At 71.7% G+C, this 21,767-nt stretch carries 13 protein-coding genes; 2 read left to right on the top strand and 11 right to left on the bottom strand.

Annotated features, from left to right (window positions below):
• Positions 1 to 171: 171 nt before the first annotated feature.
• From BJ972_RS13700 to aztB, 6 genes are all read right to left on the bottom strand, one after another.
• Positions 172 to 4,326 carry an RICIN domain-containing protein gene (locus BJ972_RS13700; protein ID WP_164989829.1) on the bottom strand — a complete coding sequence of 1,385 codons (4,155 nt, stop codon included), beginning with the start codon at positions 4,324 to 4,326 and terminating at the stop codon, positions 172 to 174.
• Between the two features lie 924 nt (positions 4,327 to 5,250).
• Positions 5,251 to 5,955: an endonuclease/exonuclease/phosphatase family protein gene (locus BJ972_RS13695; RefSeq protein ID WP_129171925.1), complete on the bottom strand. Its 705-nt coding sequence runs from the start codon at positions 5,953 to 5,955 to the stop codon at positions 5,251 to 5,253.
• Positions 5,956 to 6,031: 76 nt separating this feature from the next.
• Positions 6,032 to 7,222, bottom strand: coding sequence for a zinc metallochaperone AztD (aztD, locus tag BJ972_RS13690; protein ID WP_129171926.1), 1,191 nt, complete (start codon positions 7,220 to 7,222; stop codon positions 6,032 to 6,034).
• Between the two features lie 52 nt (positions 7,223 to 7,274).
• Positions 7,275 to 8,183: a zinc ABC transporter substrate-binding protein AztC gene (gene aztC / locus BJ972_RS13685; protein WP_129171927.1), complete on the bottom strand. Its 909-nt coding sequence runs from the start codon at positions 8,181 to 8,183 to the stop codon at positions 7,275 to 7,277.
• Positions 8,180 to 9,409, bottom strand: coding sequence for an ABC transporter (locus BJ972_RS13680; RefSeq protein ID WP_129171928.1), 1,230 nt, complete (start codon positions 9,407 to 9,409; stop codon positions 8,180 to 8,182). The genes aztC and BJ972_RS13680 overlap by 4 nt, the downstream gene beginning before the upstream one ends.
• Before the next feature lie 72 nt (positions 9,410 to 9,481).
• Positions 9,482 to 10,291, bottom strand: coding sequence for a zinc ABC transporter permease AztB (aztB, locus tag BJ972_RS13675; protein WP_129171929.1), 810 nt, complete (start codon positions 10,289 to 10,291; stop codon positions 9,482 to 9,484).
• A 21-nt stretch (positions 10,292 to 10,312) separates the two neighbouring features.
• On the opposite strand from aztB, the gene aztA reads away from it, so the two are divergent.
• Positions 10,313 to 11,011, top strand: coding sequence for a zinc ABC transporter ATP-binding protein AztA (aztA, locus tag BJ972_RS13670; RefSeq protein WP_129171930.1), 699 nt, complete (start codon positions 10,313 to 10,315; stop codon positions 11,009 to 11,011).
• Positions 11,012 to 11,074: 63 nt separating this feature from the next.
• Here the strand turns inward: aztA and BJ972_RS13665 are convergent, their stop codons facing one another.
• The 5 genes from BJ972_RS13665 to BJ972_RS13645 all read right to left on the bottom strand — a co-directional run bounded on the left by BJ972_RS13665 (position 11,075) and on the right by BJ972_RS13645 (position 20,592).
• Positions 11,075 to 12,232 carry a zinc-binding dehydrogenase gene (locus BJ972_RS13665; protein ID WP_129171931.1) on the bottom strand — a complete coding sequence of 386 codons (1,158 nt, stop codon included), beginning with the start codon at positions 12,230 to 12,232 and terminating at the stop codon, positions 11,075 to 11,077.
• A gap of 663 nt (positions 12,233 to 12,895) precedes the next feature.
• Entirely contained in the window at positions 12,896 to 14,665 is a 1,770-nt protein-coding gene (locus BJ972_RS13660; RefSeq protein ID WP_129171932.1) for a YcaO-like family protein, read from the bottom strand.
• Entirely contained in the window at positions 14,662 to 16,869 is a 2,208-nt protein-coding gene (locus BJ972_RS13655) for a YcaO-like family protein (protein WP_129171933.1), read from the bottom strand. The genes BJ972_RS13660 and BJ972_RS13655 overlap by 4 nt, the downstream gene beginning before the upstream one ends.
• A gap of 196 nt (positions 16,870 to 17,065) precedes the next feature.
• On the bottom strand, positions 17,066 to 18,862 hold the full coding sequence (locus BJ972_RS13650; RefSeq protein ID WP_129171934.1) for an ABC transporter ATP-binding protein: 1,797 nt from the start codon (positions 18,860 to 18,862) through the stop codon (positions 17,066 to 17,068).
• Positions 18,859 to 20,592: an ABC transporter ATP-binding protein/permease gene (locus BJ972_RS13645; protein ID WP_164989830.1), complete on the bottom strand. Its 1,734-nt coding sequence runs from the start codon at positions 20,590 to 20,592 to the stop codon at positions 18,859 to 18,861. Before BJ972_RS13645 ends, BJ972_RS13650 begins: the two co-directional genes overlap by 4 nt.
• Before the next feature lie 85 nt (positions 20,593 to 20,677).
• On the opposite strand from BJ972_RS13645, the gene BJ972_RS13640 reads away from it, so the two are divergent.
• A complete protein-coding gene (locus BJ972_RS13640) occupies positions 20,678 to 21,739 on the top strand; it encodes a FecCD family ABC transporter permease (protein WP_206736447.1) in 1,062 nt (353 codons plus the stop codon).
• Positions 21,740 to 21,767 lie beyond the last annotated feature (28 nt).

The following is a 21,767-nucleotide window of genomic DNA, read 5'->3' as shown; positions in this document are numbered from 1 at the left end:
CGGCGCCCTGCGCTGCCGTTATGGCGGAAGAAAGCACGACACCCCGCCGACGGATGCCGGGTGAGCGGCGTGTCGGCGGGGTGTCCGTCACAACGGTCGGGCCCCAACCCGAACCGGATGACACGTGGTGCTGCGGGGCCGGGCGGCGAACGCCCGACCCCGCAGGGTCATTCAGCCTTCGATGCGACGACGGCTGCGAGCGATCACGAGCCCGAGGCCACCGAGGGCGAGGAGCACGGCGAGGCCGGCTGCTCCTGCTCCCGCGAAGCCGGTGCCCGCGAGACCGGCGCCGGGCGAGGCCGCGGTGACGGTGATCTCGGCCGAAGCCGAGGCTCCCGTCGCGACGTCGACGACGACGATCGTGTGCGTGCCGGCCGGCGTCGAGGCCGGGATCGTCACGGTCGAGCTCAGCGAGCCTTCGGCGTTCGCCGTGGGCATCGCGAGCACGATCGGCTCGGAGTGCAGCTCGATGCGCGTCGAACCGTTGGCCGTGAAACCGTCGGCCTTCACCGAGAGCGTGCCACCCGCGACGACGCTCGTCGAGCCGAGCACGACAGCGAGGTCGCCGGTGCCGGGCAGACCGGGCTCGCCGGGTTCACCGGGTTCACCAGGCTCACCAGGCTCACCAGGCTCTCCAGGCTCTCCGGGTTCGCCGGGTTCTCCGGGCTCGCCAGGCTCACCGGGCTCACCGGGCTCGACCGGCTTCGCCAGCACGACCGACGAGACCGTCGTCGATGCCTCGGTGAATCCGTCGGCGGTCGCCGTGACGGCGACAGCGAGCGACTTGCCCTCGTCATCGGCCGTCGGGGTGTAGGAGTCGCCCGTGACATCCGTCAGCGTCTCGCCGTCGAGCGACCAGACGTACGACAGCTCGGTCTCGGTCGGGTCGGTGACGACCACGACGCTCACCGGCGCATCGACGGTCGGCTTGCCCGTGAAGTCCGCCGAGGCGATGGCGATGCCGCGCGAGACGGTCACCGTGTAGGTGCGCTCCGAGCCGGCAGCGGCCGTGACGGTGATCGTCGCGACGCCTCCGTTCTCGTCGCTCGCCTGCTCGATCGAGACGCGGGCGGCCGTGTCGGTCGCGAACGCCGAGATCGTCGGGTAGGCCGAACCCACGACCGAGGTCTCGTAGTCGAGAACATCGGCCTCGAGCGCGATCGGCTCGCCGTTGACGCGCAGCGACTGCAGCGAGTCGACGTTCGACGCCGACGCGGTCACGCCGTAGATCTCGACCTCGGAGACGACCTGGTGCGTGTTCGCGTACGCGTTCAGCACCGTGCGGAGCCCCGTCGCACGAACGGCGGGCCAGCTGGCCTCGACGACGGGAGCACCCGCCGACGGAACCGGCACGGCGACGTCGTTCTCGTAGCCCGGGGCCGTGACCCACTGGCCGGTCACCGCGTCACGGTACTCGAAACGCAGCGACTGAGCCCAGCTCGTCGTGTTGCCGTCCGCGAAGAAGTAGATCGCAGAGCCCGCGATGTCCGACGCCGGGAACGAGTACGTGAGAGTCGACTGGGCCGGCTTGTTCGACGAGACCCAGTTCGACCATCCCTTGTCGAACCGGTCGCCGTTGCGGGTGCGGTCGACGCCGAAGCCCGACTCGGACGAGGTCGCCGTCGCCGTGGTCGTCGAACGCGTCGCGATGTTCTCGACGGTCGCCTCGGTCACGATGATCGACAGTTCGGCAGCCAGTTCGGCGCCATCGGCGGTCGCCGTTCCCGGCACCGTCACGACACCCAGTTCGGCGAGGTCGGAGTCGGCGAGGCCGCTCCAGTCCCACGTCACCGGCACGTCGAAGCTCAGCGAGGACGCACCCGCACGAGCGGGAACCGTGGCCGGAGCCGAGGCCGTCGCGATGGCGAGCGAAGCACCCTGGTACAGCGTGATCGACACCGGGTCGGTCGCCGTGAGACCCGCGACCTCGACGGTCGCCGTCACGGTGAACTCCTGGCCGTAGACATCCGTTGCGGTGCCGGCGACGGTGAAGGATCCCGCCTGCTGCCAGCCGTCTTCCGCGACATCCGCCCACGCCACGGGCACTGCCCCAGCAGCGCCCCAGGCGTACCGCGGCGCGACCGTCTCGGGAAGGACGGGAGCGACGCCCGGAACCGTGCGCACGGCGAGGTCGACCGGCAGCGCGGTCAGGTCGCGGAAGGTCCACGACTGGTTCGATCCGCCGTTCGACGACCACACACCGACCGTCGTGCCGTCGGCCGTGCCCTGTCCGTTGACGTCGAGCGACGTCGCGGTCGAGGAGTTCACGAGCGTGTAGCGCGCACCGTCGGTCGTGTTGAGGATCCAGACGGATGACGGCGACTGGGCCGCCTGCTCGACCGAGACGTTCGAGTAGCTGATGCCGCTGCTCGACGCCGAGAGCGCACGACCGGTGGAGTCGGTCACGACGTACTTCTTCGTCGCCGACTGCTCGCCCGCGGGCAGCTCGTGGAAGGTCCACGCCTGACGCTCGGCGAGACCGGCCGTCGTCGACGCCGTGGTGATCGTCACGTTCGACGTGCCCGACGTGAGCGCCTTGCTGCTCTGCGTTCCGATGAGCTGGTACGAGTGACCGTCGACGACAGCTGCTGCGGAGTCGGCGACACCCGAAACGCCGTCGACGACGAGGGTCGTCACCGACTGAGCGGGAACCGTGACCGTGGCGGTCTTCGCGGCGACGTCGACGGCGACGGGCGCCTGCTCGACGAGGGCGTTGCCCGACGGGTCATCGACGGAGTCGGCCTGAGTGGTGACGTAGGCCGTGACATCCGCCCCCGCCTCGATCGCACCGAACTTCGACAGGTCGATGACGACCTGCTGCTCGGTCGTCGCCGCGTTGCTGTGCACGAGGGTCGCGGTGCGGCCGTCGGCGCCGAGAGCGGCGGTCGTCGCCGTGCTCGTCGTCGGCACGATGTGGTCGCCCGGACGGATGAAGTGCGTGTAGTTGCGGAGGGTGTTGTACTTCGAGTTGACCTCGACGGTGCACTCCTCGACCGACGCCGAGTTGCCGCCCGCCGCGTTCACGCGACGCTCGGACTTCCAGACGGTCGCGCCGCCCTCGGTGTACGGCTTGCAGTCGAGGTCGATGAAGACCGAACCCCAGTTGAGGTTCTCGCCCTGCGGCTGCATGTTGTAGAGGTCCTCGACGGGCTGCCACAGCACCCAGGCGCCGGGCTCGAGCTCGCGGAGGTCGTCGTTGATGCGCGACGCGATGCCGAGACCGTTGAGCATCGAGTTCGGGTTCCAGCCGTTGACCCAGCTGCCCTCGATCTCGCTCATCCAGAGGTTCGTGTCGGCCTGCTTCGCGAGGTCGCGCACGTTGAGGCGGCCGCTCGTGCCGTAGGTGTGCACGTTCATCTGCTCGACCTTGGCGCGCTGCGCGGGGCTGTACGCGTTCCAGTTCGTGACGAAGGTGCCGGGGTTCGTCTCGTCCATCGCGGCGATGACCGCGTCGGTCGTGGTGCCCGGCTTCTGCAGCTCGGCGTAGAGCGCGTCGACGATCTGCGTCTGACGCACGGGGCCGACGTGCATGCCCTCCTGGCGTCCGCCGACGGGCTTGCCGTTCTGGAGCGTCGTGCCCCAGTAGTTCGTGTTCGGCTCGTTGAACGGGTCGATCGTCGTGAAGTCGATGCCGTACTCGTCCTCGATGTGCTCGGTGACGCGCGTCAGGTACTCGACGAACTTCTGGTCGGCGGCGGGCTTCAACTGCTCGGATGACGCGTTGAACCCACCCGAGACGTAGCCGCTCTCGGTCATGAAGTAGGGGGCCGAGTTGGCGAAGGCCTCCCAGTGGGTGATGCGCTCGTCCTCGACGAGGCGCTCGATCCACCAGCGCTGGGTCTCGTCGGCCGACCAGTCGTAGTGCGACTCATCGGACGGGTCCCACGCGGCGAGGAGAGCGTTGCGGTCGGCGTACTTCGTCGAGACGCCGTCGTAGGTTCCGGCTTCACCGTTCGGGTCGGCGGCCCACCAGCCCTCGACTGCACCGCCGGCACGGAGGTAGTCGGTCACGTCGGAGGCGTTGCCGCCGCCGATGTTGTAGCGGGCGATGTTCAGGTCGAGACCCTCATCGCCGAAGACCGCCTGGTACAGCTCTTCGCGGAGCTCGGCGGGGTATCCGCCGGTCGCGTTCGCGAACCAGACGAGGCTCGTGCCCCAGCCCTGGAACGACTCGCTCGCGTACCAGGGGTTGGGTGTGACGGTGACCGTGTTCACCGGGGCGGCCTGAGCCGGTGCCGCGAAGGCTCCCGCTCCGATCGCCGCAGCCGCTACAGCAGTGACGGCCGCTTGCGCGACCGTTCTCCCTGCTCTGCCGAATCTCTTCATCGAGGTTCCTTCCCCGCGACGCCGCGGACGATGTTTACGTAAACATGTTTGCGCTAACACTAGGGGGGTTCGCGGGCGGCCGTCAACCACATGACACGCCGAGAGACGGATGCCCCAGCCCGCCGCATCCCCCACCCCACCCTGCGAATTGCCACGAATGCCCCGTGCGCGAGCGCTGGAACGGGGCATTCGTGGCAACTCGCAGGGCAGTCGGGCACGGAGACGGGTCGTGTTGCCAGTTTCGGCCCGTGCGGGGCGCCCACGACGGGCCGAAAGTGGCAATACGGCGGGCTTGAGCGCGGCGGCGGGCGGGCAGACGGCGGCACGGTCGGGATGTTGCCAACGGTGGTGAGTGCGCAGGGCCCAGCACCCACCACGAGTGGCAACACCCGAGCCGGACGGGACCCGACCGCGAGTGCGGCGACTGCGCCGACGGATGACGCGAGCGCGCGTCATCCGCCACCCACCCCCGCGAATTGCCACGAAAGCACCGTGCGCGAGCACCACGACGGGGCATTCGTGGCAACTCGCAGGGCAGTCGGGCACGGAGACGGGTCGTGTTGCCAGTTTCGGCCCGTGCGAGGCGCCCGCGACGGGCCGAAAGTGGCAACACACGAGCCGGACGGGACCCGACCGCGAGTGCGGCGACGGCGCCGCCGGATGACGCGAGCGCGCGTCATCCGCCACCCGCCCCTGCGAATTGCCACGAAAGCACCGTGCGCGAGCGCTGGAACGGGGCATTCGTGGCAACTCGCAGGTCGACCTGGCGCGTATGTTGCCCATGGTGGCGGGTGCGCGGGGCTCAGCACCCACCACGAGTGGCAACACAACGGACGGGGCAGGGGAACGGGCCGCGGGGGCGGCGGCAGGCACGCCCCGCCACGGCGGCGGCCGTGAGGCAGCGACCGGTAGACCCCCGACCCCTCAGATCGCGATGTCGACGTCGTCGGCGGGAGGAGCCTCGGTGTAGCGCGCCGTCACGCGGATCGGCATGTGGTCGGACGACCCGCGCGGCAGCGTCTCGACGGCGTCGATGTCGAGGCCGGCGCTCGTCGCGAAGTCGTAGTGGCCGCGGAAGAACTTGTAGCGCGTGTACGTGCGGCTGTCGCTGAGTGTGAGCTCGTACCCGGCATCCCGGACCTTCTCGGTGAGGTTCTCCTTGAAGACCGGGTAGTTGTAGTCGCCGACCATGAGCGTCGGCAGGCCCGGTCCGAGGAACTGCAGCTCGCCGAGCGCCGACTTGATCTGGTGACGCCGCAGCGAGTTGAGCGCGGTGAGCGGGGCGGCGTGGAACGACGCGACGATGAGCTCGCGGCTCGCAGCCCGGTCGAGCAGCCGCACGCCGATGAGGCGTTCGTGCGCGGGGCGGAGCACCCGGTCGTGCAGCGACTTCTTGAGCGCGAACGCCCGCACGCCGCGGTTCTCGTACCGGTCGGCGCGGTAGTAGACCGCGAGTCCGAGGCGATTGCCGGTCGTCGAATCGGCGAGTTCGAGCGAGCCGATGCGCTCGGGCAGGGCCTTCGTGTCGCACTCCTGCAGGCACACCAGGTCGGGCGAGTGCTTCTCTTCGAGCGCCGCGAGTTCGCCGATGGCGCGGTGCTTTCGGAGGTTGTAGCTGATCACGATCACAGCCCGCAGCCTACGCTCCGTACGTGGACGGCGCCCCCAGGATTCACCCAGGGACGCCGTCGGAAACGAGCGGATGTCAGTTGACGACGGCGATCTCGTTGGGCGCCGCGTCGAGGGTGGCAGAGGTGAGGATCTCACCCGTCGCGACGTCGATCGCGTGGATCTTCTTCGCGGCCGGTTCGGTCACGTAGGCGACTCCGTCGACGACCGAGAGGGCCGGGTGGGCGTCCTGCCATTCGACGGGGCTCTCCCACGCCTCGATGACGGGGTACGAGTCGGTCACCGCTCCGGTCTCGTCGAGCACGTAGAGCGAGCCGTCGGCCGAGAGCACGAGGATCTCGTCGGAGGGTCCGCGCGCGACATCCCGCCAGGTGTACTCGACACCCTCGGGGAGGTCGACGACCTGCATGGTTTTCGTCTCGGTGTCGACGAGGGCGAGCTTCGAGAGGAGGTAGCCCTCCGAGTCGGGGTTCGAGTTGTAGTCGCCGACCATGAGGCTCGAGGTGTCGGTCACGTACGCGTTGCCCGTGCGGCCGTAGGCGTCGGGGGCGGCGACCTTCGTGAACTCGCCGTCGGCGTACACGAGCACGCCGTCGCTGCAGCCGAAGACGGCGACCTCGCCCTTCACGGTTCCCTCACCGTGAACGGAGGGGCACTCCTCGTTGCGAGCGGTCTCGGTGCGCGACTCGTCGAGCACGCGCACACCCGTGCGGGCCTCGCTCGTGCCGATCGTCGACAGCAGCGTGCCGTCGGCGAGCTCGATCGCGACGCCGTGGTGCGCCGCTTCGGACGCGACCGTCTCCGACTCGGGCAGGCCCTCGTTCGTCACCGCGTCGGTGTCGAAGATCGTGATGTCGCCCGTTCCGTCGGCGAAGAGCACGGTCTTGCCCTCGTGCTTGACGACGTGGCCGGCCTCGACCGCGGGGAACAGCACGTCGGTGAGTTCGGGCTCGCCCGCGCCAGCTCCGGTGTCGAGCACCTGGAACCCGTCGGTCGTCGTGACGAAGACGTGACGGCCGTCGCCCGCGGTGTTCACTCGGTTGAAGCCCTCGAGGGGGATGTCGGCGAGCACGTCGAGCGTCTCGCCGTCGAGCACGTAGAGGCCTCCGTCGTAGGTGAGGGTGACGCGCGTATCGGAGGCCGCGGCGGCGTCGGGCGTCGCGGTCGACTCGGTGGTCGCGCCGGGTGACGAGGCGCAGCCGGCGAGCAGGAGCGTCGCGGCGATCGCGGCTCCTCCGGCGAGACGGTAGTGGGTGGTGCGGGGCATGGTGGTTCTCTCTTTCCGTGGTGCGTGGTGCGGGTGCGTGGGCAGGAACAGCTCAGGGCGCGAGGCCGTCGACGAGCAGGTCGGTGTTGGCGCGCATCATCTCGAGGTACGTCGCGGCCCCCTCGCCGGGTGCGGTGAGCGATTCGGTGAAGAGCGGGATGACGCGGACGTCGCGCCCGGCCTCCTCGGCGATCACCTGGGCGAGCCGGTCGGGCTGCGACGAGTCGGCGAAGATCGCGGTGACGCCGGTCTCGCGGAGCGCGGCGCTCAGCGACGCGAGGTCGGAGGCGCTCGGCGCAGCGAGGGTCGTGCCGCTCGGGATGACCGCGCCCACGACCGTGAAGTCGAAGCGTTCGGCGAGGTAGCCGAAGACGTGGTGGTTGGTGACGAGGGCGCGGCGCTCGCGCGGGATCGCCGCGAACGCGTCGGCCATGGATGTCTCGAGCTGCTCGATCTCGCCCCGGTACGCCGCCGTGTTCGCCTCGACCGTGTCCGCGTCGATGCCGTCGATCGCGGCGAGACGCTCCCCCAGTCCGTCGACGACGTCGAGCATGCGCGCGGGGTCGGTCCAGAAGTGCGGGTCGGGCGCGCCGCTCCCGCTCTCGTCGTCGTACGCGATGACGTCGACGAGGTCTCCCGCCGCGATCGTGTCCACACCGTCGGAGACCGCCGCGTCGACGTGCGACTGCAGCCCCTCTTCGAGACCGAGGCCGTTCGTGACGAGCAGGTCGGCGCGGCCGATGCGCGCGGCCTCCTGCGCCGAGATCTCGAACGAGTGCGGGTCGGCGTTCGGCGGCATGAGCACGAGCACGTCGGCCTCGTCTCCGACGAGTTCGGAGACGACGTCGCCGAGGATGTTCGTCGTCACGACGACGCTCGGTCGGTCGTTCGCGGCGGACGAGCATCCGCTCAGCACGAGGGCCGAGGCGGCGAGCAGGGCGAGGGCGATGCGGCGCGTCATCCGGCGAGCTCCAGGCCGATCGGCGCGACCGGGGTCGCGAACGACCTCGCCACTCGCGCACCGTCGCGGTAGTCAATCTCGAGGATCACGCTCTCGGCGGGCCCCGAGACGTACGCGCGGGACGCGTCGACGACGAGGCCGATCTCGGCGGGGCGCTCGGCGGCGGATGACGCGAGCAGCGGTTCACTCGCGGCGATGACGGCCGCGTCGGGGGCGCTCAGCACGAGCACGCGTCCGGTGGAGTCGACCGCGACGAGGAGGTGCTCGTCGTCGCCGACGGCGCTCACGGCGACGAGGGGCGTGTCGGTCGCGATGAAGGTCCACTCCCGAGCGCGCGAGTCGAACTGCCAGGCACCCGCGTCTCCCGCGACGGCCCCGACGGCCGGTCGACCGGCGCGGTTGTCGAGGGCTCCGGCTCGTGTCGCCGCTCCCTCGGGGTAGGCGACGTGCTCGAAGGCGACCTCGCCGTCGGTCTCGGTCGCGAGCAGCGCGCCGTCCGCGCACGAGAACACGACGCCGACGCGCGTCTGGCGCTCACCGCCGACGGCCGGGCACGCCGCCCCGACTCCGTCGACGGGTGCGCCATCGGCGTCGAGCAGCGCGACACGATCGGCGATGCCGTCGGCACCGGGCATCGTCGCGAGGAAGCCGTCGGCGAAGGGAACCACGACACCGGCGTGCGGTGCGGTCTCGAAGCGGGTGAGTTCGGCGACGTCATCCGTGCCGAGGGCGTCGCGGTCGAGGATGACGGCCTCACCGTCATCCGCGAAGAAGACGGCCGTGCGGGTCGCGGAGGAGGCGACCGCCGCCGCGGCCGCGCCGTCGACGGTGCCGACGCTGCGCGCCTCGGCGAGGTAGTAGTGCATGTGGTCGCCGTGGTCGACGGTCCAGGCACCCGCGTCGATGACACTGACGCCGTCGGCGCCGGCGGCGAAGGTGAAGCGGCCGTCGCTCGACGTGCCGGTGATCGGGCCGACGCTCGCGAGCGGCTCGTCGGCCTCGCTCAGCAGGTCGAGCAGACGCACGTCGCCGGCGGCATCGGAGTAGACGAGGCGCGATTGCGGCTCGGGCATCTCGCTCGCGCCCTCGACGTAGCCGTGCGGCTTCGCGGTGTCGGCGTCGCCTGCGGGTTCGGCGGGGCTCGTCGCGCAAGCGGCGAGGGCGGTCGTGGCGAGAACGGCGAAGAGAAGGGGGGTGGCGCGCCAAGGCGCTGAGAGGTGGGGCACGGTGTCACTTTCCGGGTGGCGTGACTCCGACCTTATTGATAACTGTTCTCATTCTCAAATCGGCGCGGACGGTCACACCGCACGGCGGACGAGCGCCGAGACCGCGAAGAACGCGATGGCACTCGCGGCGATCGTGGCCCCCGCGGCGCTGCCGAGGTGCCACGAGACGAGCAGGCCGACGACGGTCGCGAGCACTCCGAACCCGACCGCGAGCGCCATGATCGACGGCAGGCGACGCACCCAGAGGGCGGCCGTCGCGGGCGGAGCGATGAGGAATCCGACGACGAGCAGCGTACCGACGGCCTGATACGACGCGACGACGGCGAGCGCGACGGCTCCGAGTAGCGCGTAGTGCGCGAACGCGGGACGGAGCCCGAGCGTCGCGGCCTTCCGCTGATCGAACGCGAGTGCGACGAACGCGCGGTGCATGAGTGCGCAGAAGACGACGGCGACGACTGCGGCGACGGCGAGCCAGCCGACATCGGCCCACGTGATCGCGAGGATGTCTCCGAACAGCACCGCCGTGAGGTCGACCGCGAAGCCGCGTGACGCCGACACGATGATGACACCGAGGGCGAGCATGCCGACGAAGAGCAGGCCGATCGAGGTGTCCTGGGCGAGCTTCGCGCGACGCGAGACGGCCGTGACGCCGACGGCCATGGCGACCGCGGCGACGCCGGCACCGAGCGCGGCGGGCGCGCCGAGCAGAGCCGCGGTCGCGACGCCGGGCAGCATGCCGTGCGCCATCGCCTCGCCGAGGAAGGCCAGGCCGCGCACCACGACCCATGTGCCGACGACGGCGCAGACGAGCGACACGAGCGCGCCGCCGAGGAGGGCGCGCACCATGAATTCGGTCGCGAAGGGTTCGAGGAGCCAGGTCACGAGGGGCTAGTCTAAATGGTAATGATTATGGTTCTCAGCGCGTCGGTCCGCGGCGCCGTCGTCTCGTACGGGCGCGTGCGCGCGCTCGACGGTGTGGACCTCGACCTCGCGCCCGGCACCCACACCGCGCTTCTCGGCCCGAACGGCTCGGGCAAGTCGACACTGCTCTCGGTGATCGCCGGCGTCGAGCGACCGAGCGCCGGTCACGTCGAGCTCGCGGCCCCCGGCGTCGCGTTCGTCGTGCAGCGGAGCGAGGCCTCCGACCGGCTGCCGGTCACCGTGCGCGACACGGTCGCGATGGGCCGCTGGGCCGAGCGCGGCCTCTGGCGACGGATGACGCGCGCCGACCACACCCTCATCGACGCGTGCATCGACCGCCTCGGTCTCACCGACCTCGCCGACCGACGGCTCGGGGAGCTCTCGGGCGGGCAACGGCAACGAGCCCTCGTCGCGCAGGGCCTCGCGCAACGGGCTCCTCTGCTGCTGCTCGACGAACCCGCGACGGGCCTCGATTCCGAGGCTCAGCAGATCATCGACGACGTCATCGCCGACGAGGTCTCTCGCGGGACGACGGTCGTCACGGCGACGCACCACCTCGAGAGCGCACGACGGGCCGACCGCTGCGTGCTCATGGCGCGCGGGCGCATCGCCTTCGAGGGCTCACCGGCCGAGGCGCTCGATGAGGCGCGGCTCAGCGAGGCATTCCTTCCGGCGCACTGATCGGTCGGCGCTCCCGATTCGCGGCGCTCTTCCGACATCCGCCGCTCGGCGCCCGTCCGCCGCTCAGTGCCTTCGCTGGGGTGCGACCCCGACGCGCACGTGCAGCCCGGACGCCGCAGCGCGCAGCGCCTGGTCGAGCTCGTCGAGCGTGACCGTTCCTCCGACGAGTTCGTCGAAGGGCCGCAGCAGGCTCGCGTGACGCAGGTAGTCGACGGCGTCGACGAGGTGACGCGGCGCGTAGTTGTGCACGCCCGTGAGGGTCACCATGCGGCGGACGAGGTCCTCCGGGTCGATGCGCACCTCGCTGCCGGGGGTCACGCTGCCGACGAGGACGACGACACCGCCGACCCCCACGGCTCCGATCGCCGTGCGCACTGCGCGAGCCGACCCCGACGCCTCGATCGCGACGAGCGGTTCGGCGGCGCCGCGTCGCATGACGCTCTCGAGCACTCCGCCGACGCCCTCGCTCGCCGAACTCGCGACCCGCGAGTCGGCGACCGCGGTCGCGCCGAACCGCAGGGCGAGAGCACGTCGTGCGGGGTCGGGCTCCGAGACGACGACCGTCGCACCGGCATCCGTCGCCATCGCGGTCGCCGTGAGTCCGATCATGCCCGCACCGGTGATGAGCACTGTCGCGCCCTCGAGCGCGATGTGGGATGCCGCGTCGAGAGCGGCGACCGCAGTCGCCGTCGCGCACGACGCCGGAGCCGCGACCGTTGCGGGCAGCGTCTCGCCGACGGGCACGATCGCCGTTCCGGCGCGCAACTGCACGTGGGTCGCGAAGCCGCCGCTCAGCTCCCAGCCGCGGTGCACGCGCTCGTGGCCGTACTTCGCGAGGGAACGGCAGCGTTGCGGGATGCCCCGCGTGCACCGATCGCACGCACCGCACGAGACCGACACCGACCAGACGACCCGGTCGCCGAGTTCGAGCGGCGAGCCGTCGGCGCGAACAGCCTCGGGGCCGAGCGCGACGACGCGACCGACCTGTTCGTGGCCGAGCACCAGCGGAGTCGGCGCCGGACGCTCACCGCGCACCGTGTGCACGTCCGAACCGCACACCGTCGCGAGTTCGACCTCGACGAGCGCTTCGCCGCGACCGAGAGTGACTCCCGGAGTCGCGATCGCGTCATGCGGACGGCCGGGTTCGTTCCAGACCATCGCCACGGGCGCCGGTGTCACCATGATCTCGCGCTCTCGCGCGCGCACGACAGTGTGCGGCATCGGGCTCCCCTCCCCGTCGCCGCGACCGCGGCGCTCTTGTCGGGTCACCGTAGGCCGCGGTCGCCAACGGCGGGTTACCTCGAGGTGAACGGCCCTGTTTGCGAACGGCCCTGTTTGCGAACGGCCCTGTTTGCGAACGGCCCTGTTTGCGAGGTGCGCGCGCCCGCGTCATCCGCTCGCGCGCGCCCTCCCCCACCGAAAGGTCAATCCATACGGGTGCCCGGGGCCCACCACCCCGAGCGATCGCCCACTGCATCGATTCACCCGGAGAAGGAGAGCCGACGGATGACGCGTGCACGCGCACCTCCCTCACCGAAAGGTCAATCCACACCGGTGCCGAGAGCTCACCACCCCGAGCGATTGACCTCTGGATCGATTCACCCGAGAAAGAGGAGCCGAGGGATGACGCGTGCACGCCCACCTCGCCCTGCCCACCCCACCTCACCCTGCCCGCTCACCTCACCCGTTTCGGCCACCGCGCCGACCGAAAGGTCAATCCATACGGGTGTTGTGGGCCCGCCACCCTGGGGGATTGACCTCTGGATCGATTCACCCGGGGAAACGTGAAGGGGAAAGGAACGAGGGCGGGGGCGCAGCACGAGGGGCGGCGGGGCGGCGGGCGGCGCGGGATGACGGGAGCGGGCGCCACGGGCGCGGCGCGCGTCACCAGCCGGGGTAGGGGGTGCCGCCTCCGACGGTGAGCGGGAACGCGGCGGGCTGCAGCCGCGCGAGGCCGGGAACGAGAACGCGGGCGGCGTGCATCCCGGCGCGACGCACCCGATCGGTCGTGACGTCGACCGTGACGACGCGGTGCCCCGTGTCGCGGAGCGCCCTCCGAGCCGAGGTCGCCGCCGAAGTCGCCGCCGCAGCCGAGGTTGAGCCCGCAGGAACCCCCGCACCCACCACACGCCGCCGCGTCTCGGCCACGACGCGCGGGTCGAGGCCGAACTGCACGTGCGCCATGGGGTCGATGAGTCCGCGGTGATCGTCACCGAAGGCGTCGGCGTAGTCGCGCGCGGGCGAGTGCTCCCGCAGCCCCGCGACTCCCCCGTTGCCGAGCTTCCCGGCATCGCGGATGAGACTGTCGGGCCGATCGAGATCCCGCGCCGACGCGTGCTGGATGAGCGCCTCGACGACGGCGAGCACCCCGGCCTCGTCGGCGTCGGCGTGCCCCGCGAAGCCGAGCGAGACGATGTTCGCGTGCCCGTCGTCGACAACCGCGAGCCGAACGGGCAACCCGCCGACCGCCGGCACGGCGAGCACGCGCAGCGCGAGGTCGGAGCCGCCCCACGCGTCCGCGACGACCGACGGCACCGGCACCTCGCCCAGTGCGTCACCCGAATCCCACCATCGCGCGACGGCATCATGAGCGACGACGTGGGCGCACGCCCGCTCGACGGCCTCGGCGAGACTCGCTCCGGCCTGCAGCCCGCCGAGGTTGTGTCCGTTCGTCGCGCGCATGCCCGGCAGCGCGGCCTGCAGGTATCCCGCGTGCACGAGGCTCAGCGGTGTGACGCACGGCCCGTCGTCGTCGCTGCCGCGCAGCCACCACAGCCGCTCGTCCGGCGCGACGGGCGCGAACGGAAACCCAGGCTCCCGATCGAGCACGGGGTCGTGCGGGCGCCACTGCGCGATCGTCAGCACACGCTCGCCCGCGAGCTCCGCCTCGGACGCGTAGACGCGCGCACCCTGCCCGAGGTACGCGCCGCAGTAGTGCGCGACCCCCGACCGGATCGCGGCCTCTCGCCCCGACTCGACCGCGCCGATGAACGCCCCCGCGGGCGCGAGCGGATCGGGCAGCCACCGCGCGTCGATGCTCGACAGGAACGGCAGCTCGGCATGCCAGTGCTCGAATCCGGGCGGCAGCGCGAGGTCGACCGGGCGCTTCCGTACCCGGTGGAGGATGCCGGTGAGCGCGTCGACGAGTGGAGCCGGATCGATCGCGTGATCGCCCCAGCCTCCGTCATCCGCGCACTGCAGCACCCCCGGCGTAGGAGCGTCGAGCCGCCCGGTGCGCGCGAGCACGACGTCGTCCACGAGCGGATGACGCGCGAAGGCCCGAGCCATCTCGGCATCGTCGACCGTCGAGAGCAGCGCGTCGCGCGCGTCGAGCGCATTCCGATGCCGGCCACGCCCGTCGAGGAGCATCCGCACGTGCCGCGAGCCGTAGCGCCACACGACGACACTCGCCCCCGCATCGGCGTCACGCGCACCGAGTTCGACGACGTCCGCGAGCGAACCGACGATCGCATCGTGCTCCCCGCACACGGGCGAGACCGCATCGGGCCCCGACGCGCGCAGCCCGTCGAGCACCTGCACGACCGCGGGCTCACCCAGCCGCTCCGCACCGACGTCGAGCACCCAGCGCTCGCCCGCGTCGCCGCAGACGACGAGCCGGTCGGCACCGAGCGCGTACACGGCGATCCGCGTCATGCGTGCGGCAGCGGGAAGTGGTTGAGTTCCGATTCGTCGAGTCGCGTCTCGCGCCAGCCGAGTTCGACGGCGAGGTCCTGCACCCGGCCGTGACCGAGGAACGGGAACGCCGCGGGAGCGTTGCCGACGGTTCCCGGCACGATCACGCGCACCGCGGCCATACCCGTCGAGGCGATGTCGGGCGACGTGATGTCGACGACGATGACCTCGTGACCGGCATCCTCGATCGCCCGCTGGTAGGCGGCGGGCGTGCGTGCGGGCAGAGAGGAGATGTCGGCGAAGGTGCGCGTCACCGGTCGGTCGAGGAGCGGTGCGACGCGACGCACGGCTCGCGGATCGAGCAACACCTGCTGCTGCACCATGAGGTCGTCGCAGTCGCGCATGTCGTCGCGATACGAGTCGAGGTAGCGGCGATCGGCACGCCACGGCTTGAAGGAGCGGCTGTTGAGTTCGCCGCGGGCCATGGCATCCCAGTGCGCTCCGTCGGCACGCAGCAGATCGCGACTGCCCTCCTGCAGGGTGCACGCCTCGGTCCACGCCTTCGAGGCCGCGGCCTCGGCGGTGTGCCGGCTCGCGAAGCCCACGTTGACGAGGTCGTCGACGTCGTTGTGCAGGACGCCGGCCGCGACCGGCACCCCGAACTCGTTGTCGAGCATGATGATCGAGGGGCGCTGGCCCGCGTCATCCGGCACGCCCCGCCACACCTCGGCGAGCGCGCCCGGGTCGACGGCGTCGAACGGGTGCGCGTTCAGCCACCACACCATCGTGACGTGGCGCTCGATGATCTCCTCGAGCGCCGACGTGATCGCGTAGTCGAGGTTCGGGCCTGCGGCGATGCCCGCGAAGGGGCAGAAGTTCGTCACCGGGGCGCTCGAGTATCCGGCGGTGAACCAGTTGACGTAGACCATGCTCGCGGGCACGAGCAGCTCCTCGCCCGTCGTGAGCGAACGGCCGGGCACCCAGTGCACGGGCAGGTCGTGGGTGAGCCGCACGAAGGGGAAGCCGGGGGTGTCGTACTGGGTGTCGGAGTACAGAACGAGAGAGTCGGGGTCGAGCACGCGCACGGGGCCTCGACTGAGCTCGGCAAAGGAGCCGTAGGTCACGGGCAGCGTGTCGAGCAGGTTGCCGCAGTACCGTTCGACGGCCTCGCCCACGGCGCTGTCGCGCGCCTGCGTCACATCGCCGAACGCTGAGCCCTGGCACGAGGTGTTGTTGGCCCAGCGCGAGACGCGGCGCATGTTGCAGACGTCGCTCTGCGCCGTCGCGAGCGCGGTCGGGATCGACGGGTGGTGCACGACGTCGCGCGTGCGCTGCACGAGGCCCGTCACCCGGTCGACGAGATCGGCCGGCGAGTGGGCGACGACGTGCTCGGTCACGCTGCCCGGGAGCGGCAGCACGGGGTGCCGCGACATTCCGCCCGCGGCGTCGATCTCGATGACGAGGTCGGCCGGGTGGGCGCCCGCGAGCACGTCCGCAGCGCTCGCGAACGCGGCCCCGAGAGCCGCGGGTACTGAGCCGCAGTCACCGCCGACGGCGGGCGTGCGGAGTGCCCGGTGCGCGACGGCGTCGAAGGCCGCGGCCGTGCGGCGCGCCGCGAAGTCCTCGTAGTTCGCGCCACGACCGGGATCGACGAACGGCCCGAGCCACAGGGTCGATCGCGTCAGTTCGAGCGCGACCCACGGCGTACGCGCGTCGGAGCACAGCCGGTCGAAGGCGATGAGCGTCGCGTCGTCGCCGCCGCGCACGGCGTGCACGAGCAGCTCGCCCGTGCGGAAGGCGCGGTGGATGACGCGCTGCCAGTCATCCGCCGGCACGGTGCGCACGGCGGGGCCGTCGATCGCTCGAAGCGCGGCGTGCACCGCCGCGACGATGTCGGGGTCTCCGATGACGAGCAGATCACCCGCGGTGACGCCCGCACCGTCATCCGTGTCCGCGGCGAGCGGCGGAAGGTCGGGGATCTCGGCGGGTGCGGCGAACGCGCCATCGCGTTCGAGCACGTCGAGCAGGACGGCGGCGCTCTCACGCCATCCGTCGGGGAGGAGTTCGGAGTCCGCGAGGCCGCTCCACGCGTCGAGCATGCGGAGCACCTGGTCGGGGGCGACGTCGACGGCGAACGACGAGTCGGCCGGTGTGGTGACGAGGGTGCGCCCACCGGGGAGGGCGCGGACCTCGGCGGCGGTGGCGAGTGAGGTGCGGAGGGTCATGGTCGATTCGCATTCTGAGACGGGGCGGCGGGATGTACGGGTGCCCCGCCCGCGGAGGAGCGGGGCACCCGAGGGTGGGCTTACGCCCAGGCGAACGCGGTGGACACGTGGCCGTGGTTGTTCGCGTTGGGCGCGAGGATCTGCTCCTCGGAACGCTCGGTCGCGATCTGCGTGACGGTGATGTTCTGCATTGATGTCACCTCCTCTCCTCATCGGTGGGGTCGGGGCGGGCGCCTGCCGCGCCCACCCGTTCCCCGTGGTCCTCGCGCGCGAGCAGGGCGCGGTAGCGCGGCTCGCTCGCGAGGAGGTCGTCGTGGCTGCCGTCGGCGACGACGCGGCCGTCGCCGAGCATGACGACCCGCGCGGAGCGGCGGATCGTCGAGATGCGGTGCGCGATGACGATCGTCGTGCGCCCCGCGCGCACGCGGTCGATCGTGTCGGCGAGGTCGTTCTCGCGAAGCGCATCGAGGTGGGCCGAGGCTTCGTCGAGCACGAGCACGGCGGGATCGCGGAGGAAGGCGCGGGCGATCGCGAGGCGCTGTCGCTGCCCGCCCGACAGGGTCGCGCCGCGTTCGCCGATGGGCTGGTCGAGACCGAGCGGCCACGACTCGACCGTCTCGGCGAGGCCCGCGTCGGCGAGGGCTCCGCGCAACGCGTCGTCGTCGGCATCCGGGCGGGCGATCAGCAGGTTCGAGCGCACGGTGCCGCGGAAGACGAACGGATGCTGCGCGACGAGGGCGATCTCGCGACGCACGCGCACGGGGTCGACGGATGTCAGTGGGCGGCCGTCGAGCACGATGCGACCGTCATCCGGGTCCCAGAAGCGCACGAGCAAGCGTGCGATCGTCGATTTGCCCGCGCCCGACGCGCCGACGAGTGCGACCGACTCGCCCGGCCGGATGACGAGGTCGAGGCCGTCGAGCACGCGCGGGCCCGGCGCGTAGCCGAAGCCGACGCCCTCGAAGCGCAGCTCGCCGCGGCCGTCGCCGGGGGCGTCGTCGCCGCCGGGCGGCACGGGGTCGGTCTCGTCGAGCAGGTCGAGCACGCGGCTCGCGGCGGCCGACATCTCGCCGAGTCGCTGCACCATCGCGAAGGCCCCGGCCGCGGGTGCGATGGCCGCCCCGACGAGCACCATCGCGGCGGGAACGAGAACGGGGTCGACCTCGCCCGCGGCGACACGCGCCACGAGCGCGGTGAGGAAGCCGAGCGTCGTCACGGCGACGACGACGTCGGCGAGCGCACTCTCACCCGCGGCGCGCAGGGCGAACGCGCGCTTGGCGCGGTGCACACGGCCCGTCGCGGCGAGCACCTCGGCACGGTGGTGGCCGACGAGCCCGAGCGCGTGGATCTCGCGCTGCGCCTCGGCACCCTCGAACGCCGTCGCCCGGAGCGACCCGAGCTCCTCACGGATGCGCGCACCCTGACGCGCCTGCAGCGAGCCGAGCACCGCGGGGATGACGAGGAGGAGCGCGACTCCGGCCGGCACGAGCAGGCCGACGGGGCCGACGAGCACGACGAGCACGACGCCGACGAGCGCCGGCGAGACGATCGCGTTGATCGCCGAACCGAGGGTGTGGGCGTAGAACCACTCGAGCGTCTCGACGTCGCCGAGCGCTGTTCCGGCGACGGCTCCCGCACGTCGGCGACCCGAGCGCGCGGGCGTGATCGCCTCGAGCGCGTCGTACACGCGCACCCTCAGGCCGTCGATGACGCGGTAGGCGAGCACGTGGCTCAGCCACGATTCGATCCAGGTGAAGAGGGCGACCGCGACGACCGCGGCCACGAGACCGGCGATGAGCAGGGCGACCACGGGGTCGGCGCCGCGCCCCGACGCGACGGCCGCGGCGATCGCGGCACTCGTGCCCGAGGCCGCCGCGGCGGCGAGCTGATACGCCGTCATCGAGAGCGTCGAGCGCACGAAGAGCGCCCGCTCCGACCCGACGACGCCGAGCAGACGGATGACGGGGCCGAGCGCTGCCCGGGGAGCACTCACGCGTCGACTCGATCCGTCTGCGCGTCGAGGAGGCGAGCGAACAGCCCGTCACCCGCGGCGAGCTCGTCGAAACCGCCGCGCTCGACGACGCGCCCGTCGTCGACGACGATGACCTCGTCGACGTGCCGGAGAGCCGCGAGGCGGTGCGCGATGACGAGCACCGTGACCCCGCTCCCGTCGGGCAGCGTCGCGGCGCGGAGGTCGCCCAGCACGTGGCGCTCGGCGCGCGCGTCGAGAGCACTCGATGCTTCGTCGAGCACGATGATCGGGGCGTTCATGAGCAGCGCGCGGGCGATCGCGACGCGTTGACGCTCGCCGCCCGAGAGCAGCGCTCCCCCGTCGCCGACGGGTGAGTCGAGGCCGTGGGCCACGAGGTCGGCGGCATGGGCACGCTCGAGGGCGGCGGCGAGGTCGTCATCACTCGCCCCGGGCGCGACGAGGCGGAGGTTCTCACGGATCGTGCCCGAGAAGAGCACGGGGTCCTGCGAGACGAGTGCGACGGTTCCGGGTGCCGCATCGCGCGCGGCATGTCCGAGCACGCTGACGCGGCCCTCCTCGGGGTCGCCGAAGCCGAGCACGAGGTTGACGAGGGTCGACTTGCCCGCGCCCGACGGGCCGACGACGGCGACGACCGACCCCCGCGCGATGCGGAGGTCGAACCCGTGAAGGCTCGCCTGCTCGGCGCCGGGGTAGCGGAACGTCACGTCGTCGAACACGATCGCCTCGTCGTCGGGGATGACGCTCGGCGCGTCATCCGTCGTCTGCACCGACCGCGCGCGACCGGGCTCGCCGTCGAGTGCCGCGAGCACCCGACCGCCCGCCGAGACTCCGAGGTAGCCGGCGTGCCAGTGGTTGGCGAGCTCGCGGAACGGGCGGAACGCCTCGAAGGCGAGAAGGGTCACCGTGAACACGCTCGCCGCGGCGAGGTCCCCCGATGCGATGCGTACGACGGCGGCGAGGAGCGCGGCAGCCGGACCGGCGATGAGGAGGAAGCCGGTCAGACCGGATTCGAGGAGCGAGAGTCGCAGCTGCCCGAGCGTCGCGTGCAGCAGCCGCGCGCTCGACTCGGTGAGGGTGCGACGGCGATCGGTCGTCGCGCCGAGGAGCTTGAGGGTCTCCATGCCGCGGAGGCTGTCGGCGACGTCGGCGTTCATGTCGGAGTAGGCCGACCAGTGGTCGTCACCGCGGGCCTGGAGCGCGCGGTCCCAGAGGCGCGGAACGAACGGCACCGTCGCGGCGATGATCGCGGTCACGAGGCCGACGACGGGGTCGAGGGCAATGAGGATCGTGACGACGGCGACGACCGTCACGGCGGTCACGACGACCTGGGGCACGTAGCGACCGAAGTACGGTTCGAGCCCGTCGACGCCGTCGGTGAGGAGCGACTGCCGGGTGCCCGTGCGGGCGTCGGGCCGAGCGAGGGGGCCGGCGGCGGCCTCGGCGTCGAGGAGTCGGCCGCGCACGGAGCGGGTGACGGCGCCGGCGACGGAGTGTACGGCGAGTTCGCGGAGCGCGACGAACACGGGGCGCACGAGGAGTGCGACGGCGACGACCACCAGGGCGGGAGCGAGGGCGTCGATGGGGGTGCCCGCGACGATGCAGCTGAAGACCGTGGCGAGCGCGAACGCCTGGATGACCGCGAGGGCGCTCAGCACGAGGCCGAGGACCGTGACGACGACGAGCGGTTGACGGGCGCCGCGGCCCAGTCGGATGAGGCGTGAATGGATCACGAGACTCCATGCTAATTTGATATTGATAACCGTTATCAACAAGGTGTAGTCAGTTGTACACCACATCGACCGAGAGGCGCCACCCGTGACGACACTCGCCGCGAGGCCCGCTTCGCTCGCCCGGGCGCGCACCCGACGGGGCACGCTCATCGTCGTGCTCGTCGTCGGGCTCGTGACATCCGTCGTCGTCACCGTCGGGATCGGGCCGGTCTCGATCGCCCCCGACGTCGTCGCTCGCATCATCGCCTTCCACCTCGGCGCACCCGTCGACGTCACGTGGTCGCCGGCCGACGACAACATCGTGTGGCTCATCCGCGTGCCGCGCGTGCTGCTCGGCGTGCTCGTGGGCTCGGCCCTCGCCATGACGGGCGTCGCCGTGCAGTCGCTCGTGCGCAACCCGCTCGCCGACCCCTACCTGCTCGGCATCTCATCGGGCGCATCGGCGGGCGCCGCGGCGAGCATCCTCTTCGGATTCGGCGTCGGCGCGGGAGCGGTCGGGCTCACCGGAAGCGCCTTCCTCGGGGCATCCCTCGCGATCGTGCTCGTCTTCTCGATCGCGCGCATCGGCGGGCGGCTCGTGCCCTCGCGTCTGGTCTTCGCGGGCATCGCCGTGAGCTTCGCGCTCACCGCCCTCACCAACTTCCTCGTCGTCGCGAGCGAATCGCGCGACGGAACCCGCGCCGTGCTGTTCTGGATGCTCGGCTCGCTCGGGCAGGCCCGCTGGGCCTCGGTGCCGATCGCCGCGGGAGCCGTCGCCCTCGCCGCGATCGTGCTCTTCGCCTGGTCGCGGCGCTTCGACGCCATCGCGATCGGCGACGACACGGCACGCGCCCTCGGCACCGACCCGACACGGTTCCGCACCGTCGCGGCCCTGCTCGTGAGCGTCACGATCGCCGCGGCCGTCGCCGTCTCGGGGTCGATCGGCTTCGTCGGGCTCGTCGTGCCCCACATCGCGCGGCGCATGGTCGGCTCGAGCCACCGCCTCACGTTCCCCGTCTCGGCGCTGCTCGGCGGGCTGCTGCTCGTCTGGGCCGATGCCCTCGCCCGCACCGCCTTCGCCCCGCGCGAACTGCCCCTCGGCGTGCTCACCGCGCTCATCGGCACGCCGATGCTCATCGTGCTCGTGCGCCGCATGTTCGCCCGCTGACCTGCCACCCCGTCACACCGCACCACCC

Origin of the sequence: Agromyces atrinae (assembly GCF_013407835.1) — a bacterium.
GTDB classification, from domain to species: Bacteria; Actinomycetota; Actinomycetes; order Actinomycetales; family Microbacteriaceae; genus Agromyces; species Agromyces atrinae.
This window is presented reverse-complemented; position numbering and strand designations above follow the sequence as displayed.